The following is a 16,669-nucleotide window of genomic DNA, read 5'->3' on the forward strand; positions in this document are numbered from 1 at the left end:
ACTCAGTGGCCGCCGCGGCTGGCCTTGATGTCGCCGGCATAGCGCCATTCGAGGAAGGTCTTGAGGCACAGGGTCACGAGCGCCAGCATGGCCAGAAGCGTCGCCACCGCGAAGGCCGCCGAGAAGGCGTACTCGTTGTAGAGGATCTCCACATGCAGCGGCATCGTGTTGGTCTCGCCCCGGATCTTGCCGGAGATGACCGCGACGGCCCCGAACTCGCCCATGGCGCGCGCGTTGCACAGGAGGACGCCGTAGAGGAGCGCCCACTTCACGTTCGGCAGCGTCACGCGCCAGAAGGTCTGCCAGCCGCTGGCGCCCAGCGAGATCGCCGCCTCCTCGTCGCCCGTGCCCTGTTCCTGCATGAGCGGGATCAGCTCGCGCGCCACGAAGGGCAGCGTCACGAAGACGGTGGCGAGCACGATGCCCGGCAGCGCGAAGACGATCGGAATGCCCGTCGCCTGCACCATCCAGTGGAAATACCCCTGCGCGCCGAACAGAAGCACGAAGACGAGGCCCGCGATCACCGGGGAGACGGAAAAGGGCAGATCGATCAGCGTCGTAAGCAGCGTCTTGCCGGTGAATTCGAACTTGGCGATCGCCCAAGCGGCGCACAGGCCGAAGACGAGGTTCACGGGAACCGCGATCGCCGCGACGGTGAGCGTCAGGCGGATCGCGGCGAGCGCGTCCGGATCGGTGACCGCCTGCCGGAAGGCGCTGACGCCGCCGCGCAGCGCCTCGACGAAGACGGCCACGAGCGGCAGGAACAGGACCAGTGCGAGGAACGCCATGGCCAGCGCGATCAGCGCCCATTTGACGGCAGGGCTCTCGTCGGTCGGCGACGGCCGCCGACGGTGCGCGCGCTCGTTCTCGGCATCCGCCGCCACGGGGGTCTCAAGCACCAAGGCCATATCGGCGCCGGCTCCAGGTCTGAACGAGGTTGATGAGAAGAAGGATCGTGAAGGAGACCATCAGCATCAATGCCGCCACGGCCGTCGCGCCGGCATAGTTGAACTCCTCCAGACGGATCACGATGAGGAGGGGGGCGATCTCGGAGACGTAGGGGATGTTGCCGGCGATGAAGATCACCGAGCCGTACTCGCCGACCGAGCGCGCGAGCGCCAGCGCGAAGCCGGTGAGGAGCGCCGGGGTGACGGTGGGAAGCACCACGCGGAACACGGTCTGGAAGCGGTTGGCGCCCAAGGTCGCAGCCGCCTGCTCGAGTTCGGCGTCGACCTCTTCGAGGACCGGCTGCACGGTGCGCACCACGAAGGGCAGCGACACGAAGGTCAGCGCCACCACGACGCCAAGCGGCGAATAGGCGATGCGAAGGCCCGCGTCGCCGAACAGGGGCGCGAACAGGCCGCCCGGCGCGAACAGATGGCCGACCCAGCCGTTGGGCGCGTAGAGCGAGGTCAGCGCGATGCCGGCGACGGCCGTGGGCAGGGCGAACGGCAGGTCGATCGCCGCATCCACCAGGCGCCGCCCGGGAAAGCGGTAGCGCACCAGCACCCAGGCGAGCAGCAGCCCGAACACCGCGTTCACGAGCGCGGCCACCAGCGACGCGCCGAACGAGAGCCCCAGCGCCGACAGGACGCGCCGGTCGCCGGCGAGCGCCACGAACTCCGTCAGCCCGAGGCCCGCCGCGCGAACCGCGAGCGCCGACAGCGGCAGCAGCACCAGCAGGCTCAGGTACGCCAACGTCACGCCGAGCGACAAGCCGAACCCCGGCACGACGCTCGGCTGGCGGAAGCGGAAACCCGGACGGACAGATACGCTCGATGCCATGGGGGTCCTGACGATAGGCAGTAGGGAACAGGCACGATCGAAGGACACGATAGCGCGGCGGATCGCGCAGCGATACCGCCAGCCTGACGCGCCGATCCGCCGATCGCCTTGGGGCCGGCCCCGCCGGCCGGAAGGCGGCGGGGCCGATGTCTCAGTTGGCCGGCTTGTAGATCTGGTCGAAGATGCCGCCGTCGCCGAAATGCTCCGGCTGAACCTTGGCCCAGCCGCCGAACTGGGCGTCGTCGATCTTGACGAGATCGAGCTGCGGAAAGCGCTCCAGCAGCGCCTTGTCGGCGACCTTCTCGGGCTCCGCCGGACGATAGAAGTGCTTGGCGGCCAGGCTCTGCCCTTCTGCCGAATACAGGTACTGGAGATAGGCCTCGGCCACGGCGGTCGTGCCCTTGGTGTCGGTGTTGCCCTTCACGAGCGCCACCGGCGGTTCGGCGAGGATCGAGATGGACGGCACCTTGATCTCGAACTGGTCGGGACCGAGTTCCTCGAGCGCCAGGAAGGCCTCGTTCTCCCAGGCCAGGAGCACGTCGCCGATGCCGCGCTGGACGAAGGTCGTGGTGGAGCCGCGCGCGCCGGTGTCGAGCACGGGCACATGCCGGTACACGTCGCCGACATAGGCCTTCACCTTCTCGGCGTCGCCGCCGTACTCCTTGTTGGCCCAGGCCCAGGCGGCCAGATAGTTCCAGCGCGCGCCTCCTGATGTCTTCGGGTTCGGCGTGATGACCTGGATCCCGTCCTTCACGAGGTCGCCCCAGTCGTTGATCGCCTTGGGATTGCCCTTGCGCACCAGGAACACGATGGTCGACGTGTAGGGCGAGGAGTTGTGTGGCAGAAGCGTGCGCCAGTTCTCCGGGATCTTGCCCGTCGCCTTGGCGATCGCGTTGATGTCCGCCTCCAGGGCAAGCGTCACCACGTCGGCGTCGAGACCGTCGATCACGGTGCGCGCCTGGGCGCCCGAGCCGCCATGCGACATGCGCACGGTCGGCGCGTCCTTTCCTTCGGCCTTCTGGTGCTCGGCGAAGGCGGCGTTGAAGTCGCGATACAGCTCGCGCGTCGGATCGTAGGAAACGTTGAGGAGGGTCTGGGCGGAGACCGGCACCGCCAGTGCCATCAACGCGGCGGCGGCGATTCCAAGAGACAGGGAGAGGCGCATTCCCGAGGTCCTTTCCGGCCGGAGCCAAGCTTCGATGGCTTGAAGCTAGAGGCTAGCACGGGTGCCGGACAGGAAAGATCTACCAAATCAGGTCATGTTATAGACAATTCGATGTCGCGGACCGGTGCCGTCGCGCCGGTCCGCCTCGTTCGAAAGAGCGGATTGCTGCGCTCAGCCGGCGAGAACGTCCTTGGACGCCACGGAGGAATCGGCGTTCAGCCGGTAGATGATCGGCACGCCCGTCGCGAGTTCCTGCGCCACGATCTCTTCGCCGGTCAGCCCGTCCAGCGCCATGATGAGCGCACGCAGCGAGTTGCCGTGGGCGGCGACGATCACGGTGCCGCCCGACAGCACCTTCGGCTGGATGCGATGGATATAGTAGGGCCAGACGCGCGCGCCGGTGTCCTTCAGCGATTCGCCGCCCGGCGGGGGCACGTCGTAGGAGCGGCGCCAGACATGGACCTGGTCCTCGCCCCACTTGGCGCGGGCGTCGTCCTTGTTGAGGCCGGACAGGTCGCCGTAGTCGCGCTCGTTCAGCGCCTGGTCGCGATACGTCTCGATCGCCCCTTGGCCCAGCTCGCCCTCGATCAGCGCCAGCGTGCGCTGGGCGCGCGACAGGACGCTGGTGAAGGCGACGTCGAAACGAAGGCCCTCGTCCTTCAGCCGACGGCCGGCCTCGCGCGCTTCTTCCACGCCCTGCTCCGTGAGGTCCGGGTCGCGCCAGCCGGTGAAGAGGTTCTTGAGGTTCCATTCGCTCTGCCCGTGGCGGACGAGGACGAGGGTTCGGGACATGGCGTTGGCTTCCTTAGCGGGTTGAAACGTCGATCACAGGCCGAGAACGTCGCGCATCGAATAAAGGCCCGGCGGCCGGCTCCGGGCCCAGAGGGCCGCGCGCAGCGCCCCGCGCGCGAAGATCGCGCGATCCTCGGCATGGTGCGAGAGGGTGATGCGCTCCCCCTCGCCCGCCAGGATGACCTCGTGGTCGCCCACCACCGAGCCGCCGCGCAACGTGGCGAAGCCGATGGTGCCTGCCGAACGGGGGCCCGTATGGCCGTCGCGCACCCGGACGGACGCCTCGGCCAGCCCGACCCCGCGCCCCGCGGCTGCGGCCTGCCCCAAAAGCAGCGCCGTGCCCGACGGCGCGTCGACCTTGTGCCGGTGGTGCATCTCCAGGACCTCGATGTCGAAGGCGTCGGGCCCAAGCGCGCGCGCCGCCTGCTCGACGAGGACGGCGAGGAGATTGACGCCAAGGCTCATGTTGCCGGACTTCACGATCCGGGCGCCGTCCGCGCCACCCCTGGCGATCGCCTCGTCGTCGTCCGCCGAGCAGCCGGTCGTGCCGATGACGTGCACCAGCCCGCGCCGCGCCGTCTCGCGCGACAACCCCACGCTGGCGGCGGGCGCCGTGAAATCGATCACCCCGTGGGCACCGGACAGCGCAGCGTCGATATCGTCCGTCACGGGAACGCCGAGTTCGCCGACGCCCGCGAGTGACCCCGCGTCGCTGCCGAGCGCGCTCGATCCCGGCCGCTCAAGCGCGGCGGCGAGTTCGAGGTCCGGCGCCTCGTGGACGAGACGCACCAGCGTCCGGCCCATCCGGCCCGCCGCCCCGAGGATCACCAGCCGCATCGCGCCCATCGTCCGCCCTTCCTCAGTCCACCGTCTCGCCCGCGCCCGACTGGAGCGCATGGAAGCGTGCATACAGGCCGTTGGCGCGGCGGTTCAACTCGGCATGGGTGCCGCTTTCCACCACGCGGCCGCGATCCACGACGAGAATCTGGTCGGCGCCGACGATGGTCGACAGGCGATGGGCGACGACCAGCACCGTGCGCCCGCGCATCGCCTCCTCCAGCGCGCGCTGGACCAGCACTTCGGAGCGCGAATCCAGCGCCGAGGTCGCCTCGTCCAGCACCAGGATCGGCGCATCGCGCACGAGCGCGCGCGCGATCGACAGGCGCTGGCGCTGGCCGCCCGATAGGGTCGCGCCGCCCTCGCCGACCGGCGTCTCGTAGCCGAGCGGCTGGGCGAGGATGAACTCCTCCGCCTGGGCACGGCGCGCGGCCTCCTCGATCTCGGCGTCACCGGCGTCCGGCCGACCGAAGCGGATGTTGTCGCGGATCGTGCCCTCGAACAGCACCGGCTGCTGCGGCACATAGGCGATCTGCAGGCGCAGCGAGCGCTTGGTCACGCCGCGAATGTCCTGCCCGTCGATGAGGATGCGGCCCGACTTCGGATCGTGAAAGCGCTCCAGAAGCGCCAGCACCGTGGACTTGCCCCCGCCGGACGCGCCGACCAGCGCCGTGGTGCGCCCCGCCGGCGCCGTGAAGCTCAAGCCCCGCAGGACGTCGTCGCCGCCGGGATAGGCGAACGTGACGTCTTCGACCGCGATCTGGCCGCGCGTCACCTCGAGCGAGCGAGCGCCCGGCGCGTCCTGCTGCCGGGGCGGTTCATCGAGAATTTCATAGATCATGCGGGCGTTGACCAGCGCCTTCTCCAGCTGCACCTGCAGCCGCGCCAGCCGCCGGGCCGGGTCGTAGGCGAGGAGCAGCGCCGTGATGAAGGCGAACATGGCGCCGGGCGAATAGCCGTAGACGATCGACCGGTAGCCCGACCACGCGATCACCGCCGCGACCGCCAGCCCCGCCACCGTTTCCGTCACCGGACCCGAGCGCTCGGTGATCACGGCGATGCGGTTGGAGCGCTCCTCCGCCTGCTGGATCAACCCCTCCGTGCGCTCGCGCAGGAGCTCTTCCATGGTGAAGGCCTTCACCACTTGGATCCCCTGCGCCGTTTCCTGCATGGAGCCGAGCACGCGCGCATTGAGATCGACCGACTGGCGCGTCGCCTTGCGCAGCTTGCGCGACAGGTTGGAGATCATGATCGCGATCGGCGGACCGGCGGTGAGCGCGATCAGCGACAGGACCCAGTCCTGCCAGATCATCGCGCCGATCAGGAAGATCAGCGTGAGGAGATCGCGCGCGATCGAGGTGACGGTGAGGTTCAGCGTCTCGCGCACCCCAGAGACGTTCTGGTTGATGCGCGCGGCGAGCTGGGCCGAGCGGTTCTCGCCGTAGAAATCGACGGAGAGCTCGGTCAGATGCCGGAACAGACGGCGCTGGTAGCGCGCCACGATGTCGTTGCCGATCCGCGCCAGCACAACGCCCTGGCCGTAGGAGGCGAGCCCCCGGATCAGGAACGACAGGAAGATCGCGAACGGCAGCGAGAACAGAACCGTGCGATTGCCCTCCACGAAGATCTCGTCGATCACGTCGCGCATGATCCAGGCGAGAAAGGCCGTCGATAGCGCGATGAGAACGAGGCACAGACTCGCGAAGGCATAGCCGCGAATGTGCTCGCGCCCGTTCTCCGCAAAGATTCGCTTCAGAAGCCGCAGCGCCTCGCCGCGCTCGGCCCCGTCGGACAGGGACAGGCTCTTCTTCTTTCCGACCAACGCAACCCACCTTCGTTCGGCGGCTCTATAGCGCGTCGCGGCGAGGCTGCCTACCGGGCGTGCAGCGGCGCAGGAACTGGCGGGGCTGCCGCCCTTCGGGGCAAGCCACGGGTCTCGCCCGTCCTTCGGACCCCCGCTCGGGGCCTGACGTCCCCGAACCCCTGCTTTGTTTTGAGACTTTTCCGAATGTCGGGAGGGCCAGCGGCCCTCCCGACATTCGGACACACCCTAAAAATAAGGAGGGTCCAGGGAAATCATTTCCCTGGCGGGGTACGGGGTGGAACCCCGTGAGCCCCTTACGCCACCCAGCGCCGGCCTGCGGTCTCGAGGCCGTAGAAGCGGGGCGTGCGGGCGAAGGCGGCGAGGCCCGCGAGGGCGGCGAGCGGCTGCGTGATGACGAAGAGCGGGATGTCGCGCAGGAGCGCCTCGTGAGGCGCCTTGTCCTCGAAGGCGGCGCGCATCTCGGCAGCCTTGATGACGGGGATGATGCGCTGGAAGATGCCGCCGGCGATATAGACGCCGCCGCGCGCCATGAAGAGGAGCGCGAGGTCGCCGGCAAGGCGCCCGAGATACACGGCGAAGAGCTGGACGGCCTCCGTGGACTGCGGGTCGCGGGCGTTGAGCGCGGCTTCGGTGACGGCGGCGGGATCGGCATGGATCGGCGCGACGCCCTCGACGGCGCAGAGGGCGCGGTAGAGGTTGACGAGCCCGCGCCCGCACAGGATCTGCTCGCCCGAGACGCGCCCGCCGATCGTGTCGAGATGCGGCCAGATGGCAGCGTCGCGCGCCGTGCGGGGGCCGAGATCGACATGGCCGCCCTCGCCGGCGACGGGGATCCACATCTTGCGCGCCCGCACGAGGCCGGCGACCCCGAGGCCCGTGCCGGGTCCGACCACGACGCGGCTCGCCCCTTCGCGAACGGTGCCGCCGCCGATGCTCTCGCGTCCGCTTTCCGGCAGCGCGGAGACGGCGAGCGCCTGCGCCTCGAAGTCGTTGAGGACGATGACCTCCTCGAAGCCGAGGCCGTCGATCAGGGTGCGCGGACGCACGACCCAGGGGGAGTTGGTGAGGTCGATCTCGTCGCCGTCCACGGGACCGGCGATCGCCAGGACCGCGGTCGCGGGGCGGATGGAGGTCTTGTCGAGGACGGCGGCTTGGATGGCGTCGTCGATGTTGGGGAAGTCGGCCGTCTGGACGACCGGAAAGGTCTTGGGATCGGCGAAGGCGTCGACGAGCAGGGCGAAGCGGGCGTTGGTGCCGCCGATGTCCCCGACCAGGATGGGAAACTTCAGAACGTCGGTGGTGTCGGCGACATGGACCATTGGGGCACCCATCACATCGTTTGAAGATCGGGCCATACCATCGCCCCCTATCGGGCAAAAGACGCCGGGCGCCATTTGCCCGACAGGGATCGATCGCTCAGCCGTTGGGGCGCAAACGAGGCATCGGCAGCCGTCCGCGCGGAATCGGCGCGGGCGGCACCGGGGCCGCCAGCGCAGGCCGAGCGGGGACGGCAGGCTCGGGAGCGAGGGCGATGGGCGCCCCCGTGTCGAAATCGTCCGACATCGCTGTTGCGACGGGCGCCGCGGCCGGCGTGGCACGAGCGGGAGCGGCTACGCGCGCGCCCGCCGCGTCCGGCTGCTTCAGCACCGCGGCGCAGGCGCGCGGCAGGGCGGACAGGAAGATCGGGGGCGGCTTCTTGTAGGGCTTGGCGCTGGGCTTGGGCGGCTGAAGCGCCACGTCGAACCAATAGTCGAGCTTGTCGCAGCCGTCGCCTTCGCCCGTAGATTCCTGCGGCTTGCAGTTCGGCGAGCCGGGCTGGCAGACCATGCGGACGTGGAAATGGTAGTCGTGGCCGTACATCGGCCTGACCTTGTTCAGCCAGGCGCGATCGCGCCCCGCCGTCTTGCAGAGCTTCTCCTTGATGCCGGGATGGACGAAGATGCGCTCGACCTCCGGCTCCTCAGCGGCGGTGCGCAGGAGTTTCAGCATCTCGGGCCGCCAGCGCCGTTCGTCGATATGGCGCGTGCGCTTGTCGATCACGGACGGCAGCGGCATGTTGTCCCGCTCGTCGTCGGTGAGGCGACGGTTCGGCATCTCGGTGAGGTAGATGTCGGCGTCGAGGCCGATCTGGTGCGAGGCGTGGCCATCCTTCATCGGGCCGCCGCGCGGCTGGGCCATGTCGCCGAACAGGAGGCCCCGCCAGTTGGCCTCGCGCCGGGCGTCGACCGACAGGCGCTGGAGAAGTGCGATCAGGGCGGGGTGGGCATAGGCGCGATCGCGCGAGGGCTTCATCACCTGCCAGGTCGGGCCGTCCTTCGGCATCTCCATGCCGCCGGCGAGGCATCCCTTGGAATAGAAGCCGATGCTCTGCGGCGCGGCGGCCGACGGAAACTGCTTGGCGGAGAACAGGTCCTTGGCCGCCGGCTCGGCCCGTGCCGCACCGGTCAGCGCAAGGCCCAGCGCCAACCCCAGCCCGAGCGCCATTCGCAGCCCCATCGATCCCACCATGCGCTCGGCCCTCCGTTCGGCTGCGATCAGCCCGACAGATCGGCCGAAACTAAGGCCGGCGGTTGGCCTGAAGCTTGCGCGGAGTTGGCGCTCAGACCGGAACCGCGGTTCCCGTCTCGGCCGATGCGTAAAAGGCGTCGATCACGCGCTGGTTGCGGACGGATTCCTCGAGCGTGAACAGGGTCTCGCCCGATCCGGCGACGGCGCGTGCGAACGCCTCCGCCTGCAGCCGGTACTGGTCGACGCCGCCGAAGCGGACCGTCTCGGCGTGGCCGTGCGAGCGGTCGTGGCAATGCACGGCGGCGTGGCCGTAGAGCCCGGCATTGAACGGCGCGTCCACCTCGATGAAGCCGTCCGTGCCGTGAAACACCATGGTCTGTCGAGCCGCGAGCTGCGTGGCGACATAGAAGCTCAGGCGGAAACCCTCGAATTCCACCTCGCATTCGGCGAGGATGTCGGTGCCGAACCGTGCGTCGCGCTCGATGCGCGCACGAGCGGCCACCCCCTCCAGCCCGGTGACGAGGCGTGTCGCGACGACCGGATAGACGCCGATGTCGGGCAGCGCGCCGCCGCCGAGCTCGATCCGGTTGCGCATGTTGGCGGGGTCGTCGTTGAAATAGGAGAAGGCGCCCTGGACGAGCCGCAGCCGGCCGATGCGCCCGGCCTCGATCCATTCGCGGACCTTCGCCCATTGCGGGTGGTGGCGGACCATGAAGGCTTCCGCCACCGTGACGCCCGCGCGGTCGCGCGCCGCGATCACGGGTGCGATGTCGGCGGCCTTCAGCGCCAGCGGCTTTTCCACCAGCACGTGCTTGCCGGCATCGGCCGCCTTAACCGCCCATTCCACGTGGGCGGCCGTCGGCAGCGGCACGTAGACCGCGTCGATGTCGGGGCTGGCGAGCAGCGCTTCGTAGGAGCCGAAGAAGCGCGGCGCGCCGAAGTGGCGGGCGAGGTCCCGCGCCCGCGTCTCGTCGCGGCTGGCGATGCCCTCGAGCACGCAGCCCTCCGCCTTCAGGAGGGCCGGTATGACGTGCTCGCGGGCGATCTTCGCCCCTGACAGGATTCCCCAACGCAGCATGACACCCCTCCCCTTATTCTTCGCCGCTTACGCGCGCAGTCGACCGCCGGTCGCCTTTTCGACGGCGGCCACGATCTTCTTCGAGGCGGCTTCCAGATCCTCGTCGGTCAGCGTCTTCTCGGCCGGCAGAAGCGTCACCTCGATCGCCACCGACTTGGCATTGTCCCCGAGCGCCGCCCCCTCGAACACGTCGAACAGGCGGACGTCGCCGATCAGCTTGCGGTCGGCCCCTTCGGCGGCGCGGATCAGCTTGATCGCTGGGACGTCGCGATCCACCACGAAGGCGAAGTCGCGCCGCACCGGCTGGAAGGACGAAAGCTGCAGCACCGGCTTGGTGCGCGTGGCTTTCCGCTTGCCCTCGGGCGCCTCGTCCAGGAACACCTCGAAACCGGCCGCCGCGCCCGACACGCCGAGCGCCTTCAAGGCGCGCGGGTGGAACTCGCCGAACTCTGCGAGCACGGTCTTGGGACCGAGCTTGATCTTCCCCGAGCGGCCCGGGTGGTACCAGGGGCTTGCGGGCGTCTCGAACTGCAGTCGCTCCACCGGGACGCCGACGGCTTCGAGAACCGCGAGTGCATCGGCCTTGGCGTCGAAGACGGTGACGCTTCCGGCGTTGCCGGCCCAGTCGCGCCCTGCGCCTGCATGCGTGGCGGTGCCCCGGCGCAGGCCCCCGGCGACGCGCCGCTGGCCGTCCGGCTCGTCCGATCGATAGATCGAGGCCACCTCGAAGAGCGCGAGATCACTGTTCCCGCGTTGCGCATTGCGCTGGGCCGCCTGGAGGAGGTTCGGCAGGAGCGAGGGGCGCATGTCCGACAGATCGGCCGCGATCGGGTTTTCGAGGCTGAGATGCGCCTCGCCGCCGCCGAAGGCCTTCGCGGCTTCCGCGGAGACGAAGGAATAGGTCACGGCCTCGGCGAGCCCGCGTGCGGCGAGCGTGCGGCGCGCGGCGCGGTCGCGGATCTGTCGCGGCGTGAGGATACGGCCGTTGACGCCGGCAATGGCGGGCAGCGGCTGGGGTTCGATGTTGTCGACGCCCACGAGACGCATGACCTCCTCCACGAGGTCGGCCTTGCCTTCGATGTCGGGCCGCCAGGAGGGCGCGACGACGGTGGCATGATCGCCGCGCTCGTCGACCGCGAAGCCGAGGCGCGTCAGAAGCTCGACCTGCGCGGCGGTCTCGACCTCGAGGCCCGTCAGGCGCTTGACCTCCGAGAAGGGGAAGCGGATCGGCTCGCGCGCTTCCACGCGGGCCGGCACGACGGTCGCCTCGCCGGGCGTTCCGCCGCACAGATCCAGCACCATGCGCGTGGCGAGTTCCATCCCCGGCTCCATGAAGGCCGGGTCGACGCCGCGCTCGAAGCGGTAGCGCGCGTCGGTGATGATGCCCAAGGACCGGCCGGTGCGGGCGATCGCGATCGGCTCCCAGAGCGCCGATTCGATCAGAACGTCCGTGGTGCCTTCGTCACAGCCCGAATGCTCGCCGCCCATGATGCCGGCGATGGATTCCGGTCCGTTGCGGTCGGCGATGACGCAGACCTTCGGGTTCAGCGCGTGGGCGCGCCCGTCGAGGCCGAGGATCTCCTCGCCGTCCCGTGCCTGGCGCACCACGAGGTCACCCGACACCTTGGCGGCGTCGAAGACGTGGAGCGGGCGGCCGCGGTCGAAGGTGACGTAGTTGGTGATGTCGACGAGGGCGTTGATCGGTCGAAGCCCGATCGCCTTCAGCCGCTTCTGCATCCAGTCCGGCGACGGGCCGTTCCGGACGCCCGACACGCGGCGCAGCGCGAAGCCGAGGCAGGTGGCGCTCTCGACCTCGACGGCCACCGGGCAAGGCCCCTGCCCCGCGATCGGCTCCACCGCGCCGCCCTTCAGCGTGCCGAGGCCGGAGGCGGCGAGATCGCGCGCGATGCCGTGGACGCTCGTGGCGTCCGGCCGGTTCGGCGTCAGGTTGATCTCGATCACGGGATCGGCGAGGCCGGCGTAGTCGGCGAACGCCGTGCCGACCGGCGCATCGGCGGCCAGGTCGATGATGCCGTTGTGCTCGTCCGACAGCTCCAGTTCGCGCTCCGAACACATCATGCCGAAGCTCTCGACGCCGCGGATCTTGCCGATGCCGAGGGTCACATCGAGGCCGGGCACGTAGGTGCCGGGCAGGCCGAGGACGCCGACGAGCCCGGCGCGTGCGTTCGGCGCGCCGCAGACGACCTGCAACGGTTTGCCGTCGTTGACGCCGGGACCCGCATCGACGGTCAGCACCTGCAGCTTGTCGGCGTCGGGGTGGCGGCGCGCGTCGAGGACGCGGGCGATGGTGAAGGCGCGCATGGCCGCCTTGTCGTCGAGCGATTCCACCTCGAGGCCGATCGCGGTGAGGCGGTCAGCGATCTCGGCCAGCGTGGAATCGGTGTCGAGGTGATCCTTCAGCCAGGACAGGGTGAACTTCATGATGGCGAACTCGAAAGGAGACGTCGCGCGGCGGGCGCGATCGGAAGCGGATGGGTCAGGGTCGGTCGGACAGGCGCTCGGCCGCCGCCCGCACCCGGCCGTCGGCGTGGATGAAGCGGTAGACGGACAGGGCTGTCAGCGCGAAAACGAGGGCGACGAGGAGGATGGTGGCCCAGGTCAGCGTGCCGTCGAAGGCGAAGCGGATCAGGATGCCGGGAAACAGGATGCCGAAGGCGAGCGAAGCGAGCGCCGCCGGCGTCTTCGGCAGGTAGGCGTAGAGGACGGCGAACACGGCGACCGTGACGAGCGCCACCATCCAGGGTCCTATCGACGCCAGCGAGACCTGGAGATCGACGCCGGCGAAGATCCACGCGAAGAGGCCGGCGACGAGCGTCGCGATCACCGCACCGGCGAGAACTGCGATCGCGTCCAGCACTACGCTCCTGGCAGTCATGCACGGCCCCTTCGCTTCGATCCGATGGGCCGCTTGATGCCCGGCTTCCGACGCGGCGTCAAACCGCGCCCCGCGCAAGATCGGTCATGAAGCCGCGCCGGACGAGTTCTTGCGTCGCCCCGACCGGCAGGGACCCCTCGTAGGCGAGGTCGAGGTCCGCCCCGAAGACCCCCGACTCGACGATCCGCCGGTAGAAGGCCGAGCCGCCGAAATGGGCACCCTCCGCAACGAAGGCGCGGAACTCCCCGAGCGAGGCGGCCGAGAACTTGAAATGGAGCAGTGCGCAGGTCGGAACGGCGAAGTTGCGGGCAAGCGGCAACGGCGCGTGATGCGTGCCGCCGGAAAATTGCGTCGCCTCGTCCACGAAGATCACCGGAAACTTCGACAGGCGGTTCTCGCCGCCGAACAGGCGCGTGCGCGGCCCGCCCCAGATCGAGGTGCCGATCCGCTCGCGCGAGATCCGGTAGCCCTCGCCGTCGATCAGCGGCGAGACGGCCAGCGGATGCTGCCCGGGGTGCAGAACCGCCGCGCCGAGGGCTCCCCGCGGATACAGGTCGAGCATGGGCCCGAGCGAGCGGCGAAGGCCGGCGCGTTCGAGATCGGCGACGAAGGCGGCAAGAGGCCGCGTCTCGCTGTCGGGATAGAGCAGGAACTCGTCGGCATCCACCGAAACGTACCAGCGGTTGCGGCCGTATCGCGCCACGAGGGCGTCGCGCCAGCCCATGCTGCCGCCCACCTCGCGGAAGCTTAACTGCGACTCGAAGCGGTCGACATCGGGCGCGGCGTCGAGAAGCTCGCGCGTGCCGTCGTCGGAACGGTCGTCCACCACCGCAAAACGCGCGATCCCGAGCCTGCGGTAATGCTCGAGGAAGGCCGGCAGATAGGGCGCCGCGTTGCGCATGACGCACACGAGCACGATCGCATCCGGCGCGACCGCGACGGGCGCGGCCCCTGCCGGCCGGAGGGTCGGCAAGGGGCGCGCCCGTCGGCGAAAGCGTCGCTCGCGCCATAGAAGACCCAGGCGCTCGGCGAAGGACGGCCGCGCGAGGCGTCGCAGAACGGCCTCGTCCGTCGAGGGGAAGGCGGCTTCCCTCACGAGGGTAACGCCCTATTGGCTCAGGCCACCGAACAGGGTCGGCATGTCGAGCGGGCGGAACCCGTAGTGCTCGACCCAGCGGATGTCGGCGTCGAAGAAGGCCCTGAGATCCGGCATGCCGTATTTCAGCATGGCGATGCGGTCGATGCCCATGCCCCAGGCGAAGCCCTGATACTCGTCGGGATCGAGCCCGACGCCGCGCAGGACGTTGGGATGGACCATCCCGCAGCCGAGGATCTCCATCCAGTCGGTGCCCTCGCCGAAGCGCACTTCCGAGCCGGAGCGGTCGCACTGGATGTCGACCTCCATGGAAGGCTCGGTGAACGGAAAGAAGCTCGGCCGGAAGCGCATGTTCAGGGACGGCACTTCGAAGAACGCCTTGCAGAACTCCGTCAGGACCCACTTCATGTTGGCGATGTTGGCGGACTTGTCGATGACGAGCCCCTCCACCTGGTGAAACATCGGCGTGTGGGTCGCGTCCGAATCCTGCCGGTAGGTCTTGCCGGGAATGACGATGCGGATCGGCGGCTTCTGCGTCTCCATCGTGCGGATCTGCACGGGCGAGGTGTGGGTGCGCAGAAGCTTGCGCTCCGCCCCGTCCTTCGCCTTGAGGAAGAACGTGTCGTGCATCTCGCGCGCCGGGTGGCCTTCGGGGAAGTTCAGCGCGGTGAAGTTGTAGCGGTCGGTCTCGATGTCCGGCCCCTCGGCCACCGAGAAGCCCATGTCGGCGAAGATCGCGGTGATCTCGTCGACCACCTGGGAGATGGGGTGGATGCGCCCGCGCGCCACGGGCGAGGGACGAACGGGCAACGTCACGTCGAGCGTTTCGGCGGCAAGGCGGGCCTCGATGGCCGCGTCCGCCAGCCGCTCGCGCTTCGTCGACAGCGCCTCCTGCACGCGGTCGCGCAGGCCGTTCAGCTTCGGCCCGAACTCCCGCCGCTCCTCGGCGTCCATCTTGCCGAGGCCTTTCAGGAGTTCGGAAATCTCGCCCTTCTTGCCCAGCGCCGCAAGGCGCACGGCCTCGAGCGATGCCTCGTCGGCGGCGGCTTCCACGTCCTGGAGATAGCGGGCTTCGATCGCGGACAGGTCCGTCACGGCAGGTCCTCACGGGCAGGCGGCAGGATGCCGGCGGGACAGTTCCGTCCGGCGGCGCCTTCCTAGCCGCTCGCCGCCCGCAAGGAAAGGCGCGGACGACAAGGATGCGGTTTCCAGCGCAAAAGAGCGGCAAGCGCCCGATACGAAAAGGCCCGCGACGGTGTCCGTCGCGGGCCTTTGGAATACTAAGGTCGCAGGCGCTGCCTTCAGGCGGCCTGCTTCTCGCCGACGGCGCGGGCATAGGCCGTGTCGCTGTCGTCCTTGATGTAGGCGAGAGCGGTCTTGGCCTGGCCCACGAGGGCGGCGAAGGCCTCCGGCTCGTGGATCGCGATGTCCGACAGAACCTTGCGGTCCACCTCGATGCCGGCCTTGTTCAGGCCGTCGATGAAGCGGGCATAGGTCAGGCCGTGCTCGCGCACGCCGGCGTTGATGCGCTGGATCCACAGGGCGCGGAAGTTGCGCTTCTTGACGCGGCGGTCGCGCGTGGCGAACTGCTTGGAACGATCGACCGCAGCCTTCGCGGCGCGGATCGTGTTCTTGCGACGGCCGTAGAAGCCCTTGGCGGCCTTCAGGACCTTCTTGTGCTTGGCGTGGGACGTAACGCCCCGCTTGACGCGTGCCATGATCTTATCTCCTTGAAATCTTTAAGGCCCGACCGCGTTCAGCGGTTGTAGGGCATGTAGACCTTGACGATCTTGGCATCCGCTTCGCTGAGGATCATCGATCCGCGCGCGTTGCGAATGAAGTCGTTGGAGCGCTTGATCATGCCATGGCGCTTGCCGGCGGCACCCGCCTTGACCTTGCCACCGGCGGTCATGCGGAACCGCTTCTTGGCGGCCGACTTGGTCTTCATCTTGGGCATTTTGCTCTCCTCGATCGGAAAATCGCGCCCCGCATCGATCGGCCCGAAGACCAGAGCGAATCAAATCCTGAACCAGGATCGGGGGACCACGACAGCATCAGAACCGGCACGGCATGCCCTGCCGGCCGGTTCGCGTGAACGGGCGGCTTATACAGATCGGAAAGGCTGGACGCAAGACGGGGCCGTTTGCCGCCAAATTTCCACTGCCAGTTGATCCTTTGCAGAGATTTGCGCGCGATACTTTGCATAGCCTCACTCTCGCTGTCCCGCCATGACCCACACACCCTGCCCTGCCGGACATCAAGCGTCCCTCGCCCTTCGACTGAGCGAGGCCGCGCTCGAGTCCTCCGGCTGGCACGCCGTCGCCGAGGCGCTTCAGGCGGAGGCGGGTCCCGGCTTCGCGCTGCGGTTCCAGGCCGAGGGGACGACGGGCGGCGCCTCTCCAACGGGCAGCACCGGCCGTGCCGTGCTTCGCGTGACGGGCCTTGGAACCTGGATCGTGGACCTGCCCGACGGCCCCGGCGGCGCGCTCGCCCTGGCGGTGCCGCTTCGGGAATCCCTGGCGCTCGCCCTGCGCCTTCGCGAAGGCTTGCCGCCGAGCCGCGCGGAACTCGAGGCGGTGCTGGATCCCCTTCCCTATGCGGCCGTCCTCCTGGACGACGAAGGGCGCCTTCTGTTTGCCAATGCGGCGGGCGAGGACGTCCTCGCCAGTCGCCGCCTCATACGCCCC

At 69.1% G+C, this 16,669-nt stretch carries 16 protein-coding genes; 1 reads left to right on the forward strand and 15 read right to left on the reverse strand.

Annotation, left to right across the window (positions count from 1 at the left end):
• Window positions 1-2 precede the first annotated feature (2 nt).
• The 15 genes from cysW to rpmI all read right to left on the reverse strand — a co-directional run bounded on the left by cysW (window position 3) and on the right by rpmI (window position 15,939).
• The gene (gene cysW, locus AUL34_RS03790; RefSeq protein WP_082653137.1) at window positions 3-908 is read right to left on the reverse strand and encodes a sulfate ABC transporter permease subunit CysW; all 906 of its coding nucleotides are present in this window, start codon (window positions 906-908) and stop codon (window positions 3-5) included.
• Window positions 892-1,785: a sulfate ABC transporter permease subunit CysT gene (gene cysT, locus AUL34_RS03795; protein ID WP_061931371.1), complete on the reverse strand. Its 894-nt coding sequence runs from the start codon at window positions 1,783-1,785 to the stop codon at window positions 892-894. The genes cysW and cysT overlap by 17 nt, the downstream gene beginning before the upstream one ends.
• Window positions 1,786-1,936: 151 nt before the next feature.
• Window positions 1,937-2,950, reverse strand: a complete 1,014-nt coding sequence (locus AUL34_RS03800) for a sulfate ABC transporter substrate-binding protein (RefSeq protein ID WP_061931373.1) — start codon at window positions 2,948-2,950, stop codon at window positions 1,937-1,939.
• A 171-nt stretch (window positions 2,951-3,121) separates the two neighbouring features.
• Window positions 3,122-3,742, reverse strand: a complete 621-nt coding sequence (locus tag AUL34_RS03805) for a 2,3-bisphosphoglycerate-dependent phosphoglycerate mutase (protein WP_061931375.1) — start codon at window positions 3,740-3,742, stop codon at window positions 3,122-3,124.
• A gap of 33 nt (window positions 3,743-3,775) precedes the next feature.
• On the reverse strand, window positions 3,776-4,588 hold the full coding sequence (gene dapB / locus AUL34_RS03810) for a 4-hydroxy-tetrahydrodipicolinate reductase (RefSeq protein ID WP_061931377.1): 813 nt from the start codon (window positions 4,586-4,588) through the stop codon (window positions 3,776-3,778).
• A gap of 13 nt (window positions 4,589-4,601) precedes the next feature.
• Entirely contained in the window at window positions 4,602-6,380 is a 1,779-nt protein-coding gene (locus AUL34_RS03815) for an ABC transporter ATP-binding protein (RefSeq protein WP_061931414.1), read from the reverse strand.
• A gap of 317 nt (window positions 6,381-6,697) precedes the next feature.
• The gene (locus AUL34_RS03820) at window positions 6,698-7,735 is read right to left on the reverse strand and encodes a glucokinase (protein WP_370539019.1); all 1,038 of its coding nucleotides are present in this window, start codon (window positions 7,733-7,735) and stop codon (window positions 6,698-6,700) included.
• Window positions 7,736-7,820: 85 nt separating this feature from the next.
• Window positions 7,821-8,912, reverse strand: coding sequence for a penicillin-insensitive murein endopeptidase (gene mepA, locus AUL34_RS03825; protein ID WP_082653138.1), 1,092 nt, complete (start codon window positions 8,910-8,912; stop codon window positions 7,821-7,823).
• A gap of 91 nt (window positions 8,913-9,003) precedes the next feature.
• Window positions 9,004-9,990, reverse strand: a complete 987-nt coding sequence (locus AUL34_RS03830) for a Gfo/Idh/MocA family protein (protein ID WP_061931381.1) — start codon at window positions 9,988-9,990, stop codon at window positions 9,004-9,006.
• A 27-nt stretch (window positions 9,991-10,017) separates the two neighbouring features.
• Complete coding sequence (pheT, locus tag AUL34_RS03835) at window positions 10,018-12,432, reverse strand: phenylalanine--tRNA ligase subunit beta (protein WP_061931384.1); 2,415 nt, start codon at window positions 12,430-12,432, stop codon at window positions 10,018-10,020.
• Between the two features lie 55 nt (window positions 12,433-12,487).
• A complete protein-coding gene (locus AUL34_RS03840) occupies window positions 12,488-12,886 on the reverse strand; it encodes a hypothetical protein (protein WP_156420770.1) in 399 nt (132 codons plus the stop codon).
• Between the two features lie 58 nt (window positions 12,887-12,944).
• A complete protein-coding gene (locus tag AUL34_RS03845) occupies window positions 12,945-13,982 on the reverse strand; it encodes a glycosyltransferase family 2 protein (protein ID WP_061931388.1) in 1,038 nt (345 codons plus the stop codon).
• A 12-nt stretch (window positions 13,983-13,994) separates the two neighbouring features.
• Window positions 13,995-15,077 (reverse strand): phenylalanine--tRNA ligase subunit alpha, encoded by a 1,083-nt coding sequence (gene pheS / locus AUL34_RS03850; RefSeq protein ID WP_061931390.1) that lies wholly within the window; start codon window positions 15,075-15,077, stop codon window positions 13,995-13,997.
• Window positions 15,078-15,283: 206 nt separating this feature from the next.
• Window positions 15,284-15,700: a 50S ribosomal protein L20 gene (gene rplT / locus AUL34_RS03855; protein ID WP_061931392.1), complete on the reverse strand. Its 417-nt coding sequence runs from the start codon at window positions 15,698-15,700 to the stop codon at window positions 15,284-15,286.
• Between the two features lie 38 nt (window positions 15,701-15,738).
• Complete coding sequence (gene rpmI / locus AUL34_RS03860) at window positions 15,739-15,939, reverse strand: 50S ribosomal protein L35 (protein ID WP_061931394.1); 201 nt, start codon at window positions 15,937-15,939, stop codon at window positions 15,739-15,741.
• 271 nt (window positions 15,940-16,210) lie between these two features.
• Here rpmI and AUL34_RS03865 point away from each other — a divergent pair.
• On the forward strand, window positions 16,211-16,669 hold a 459-nt coding region (locus AUL34_RS03865; RefSeq protein ID WP_156420771.1), incomplete at its 3' end, for a PAS domain-containing protein.

Origin of the sequence: Aureimonas sp. AU22, from assembly GCF_001463745.1 — a bacterium.
In the GTDB taxonomy this organism is placed as follows: domain Bacteria; phylum Pseudomonadota; class Alphaproteobacteria; order Rhizobiales; family Rhizobiaceae; genus Aureimonas.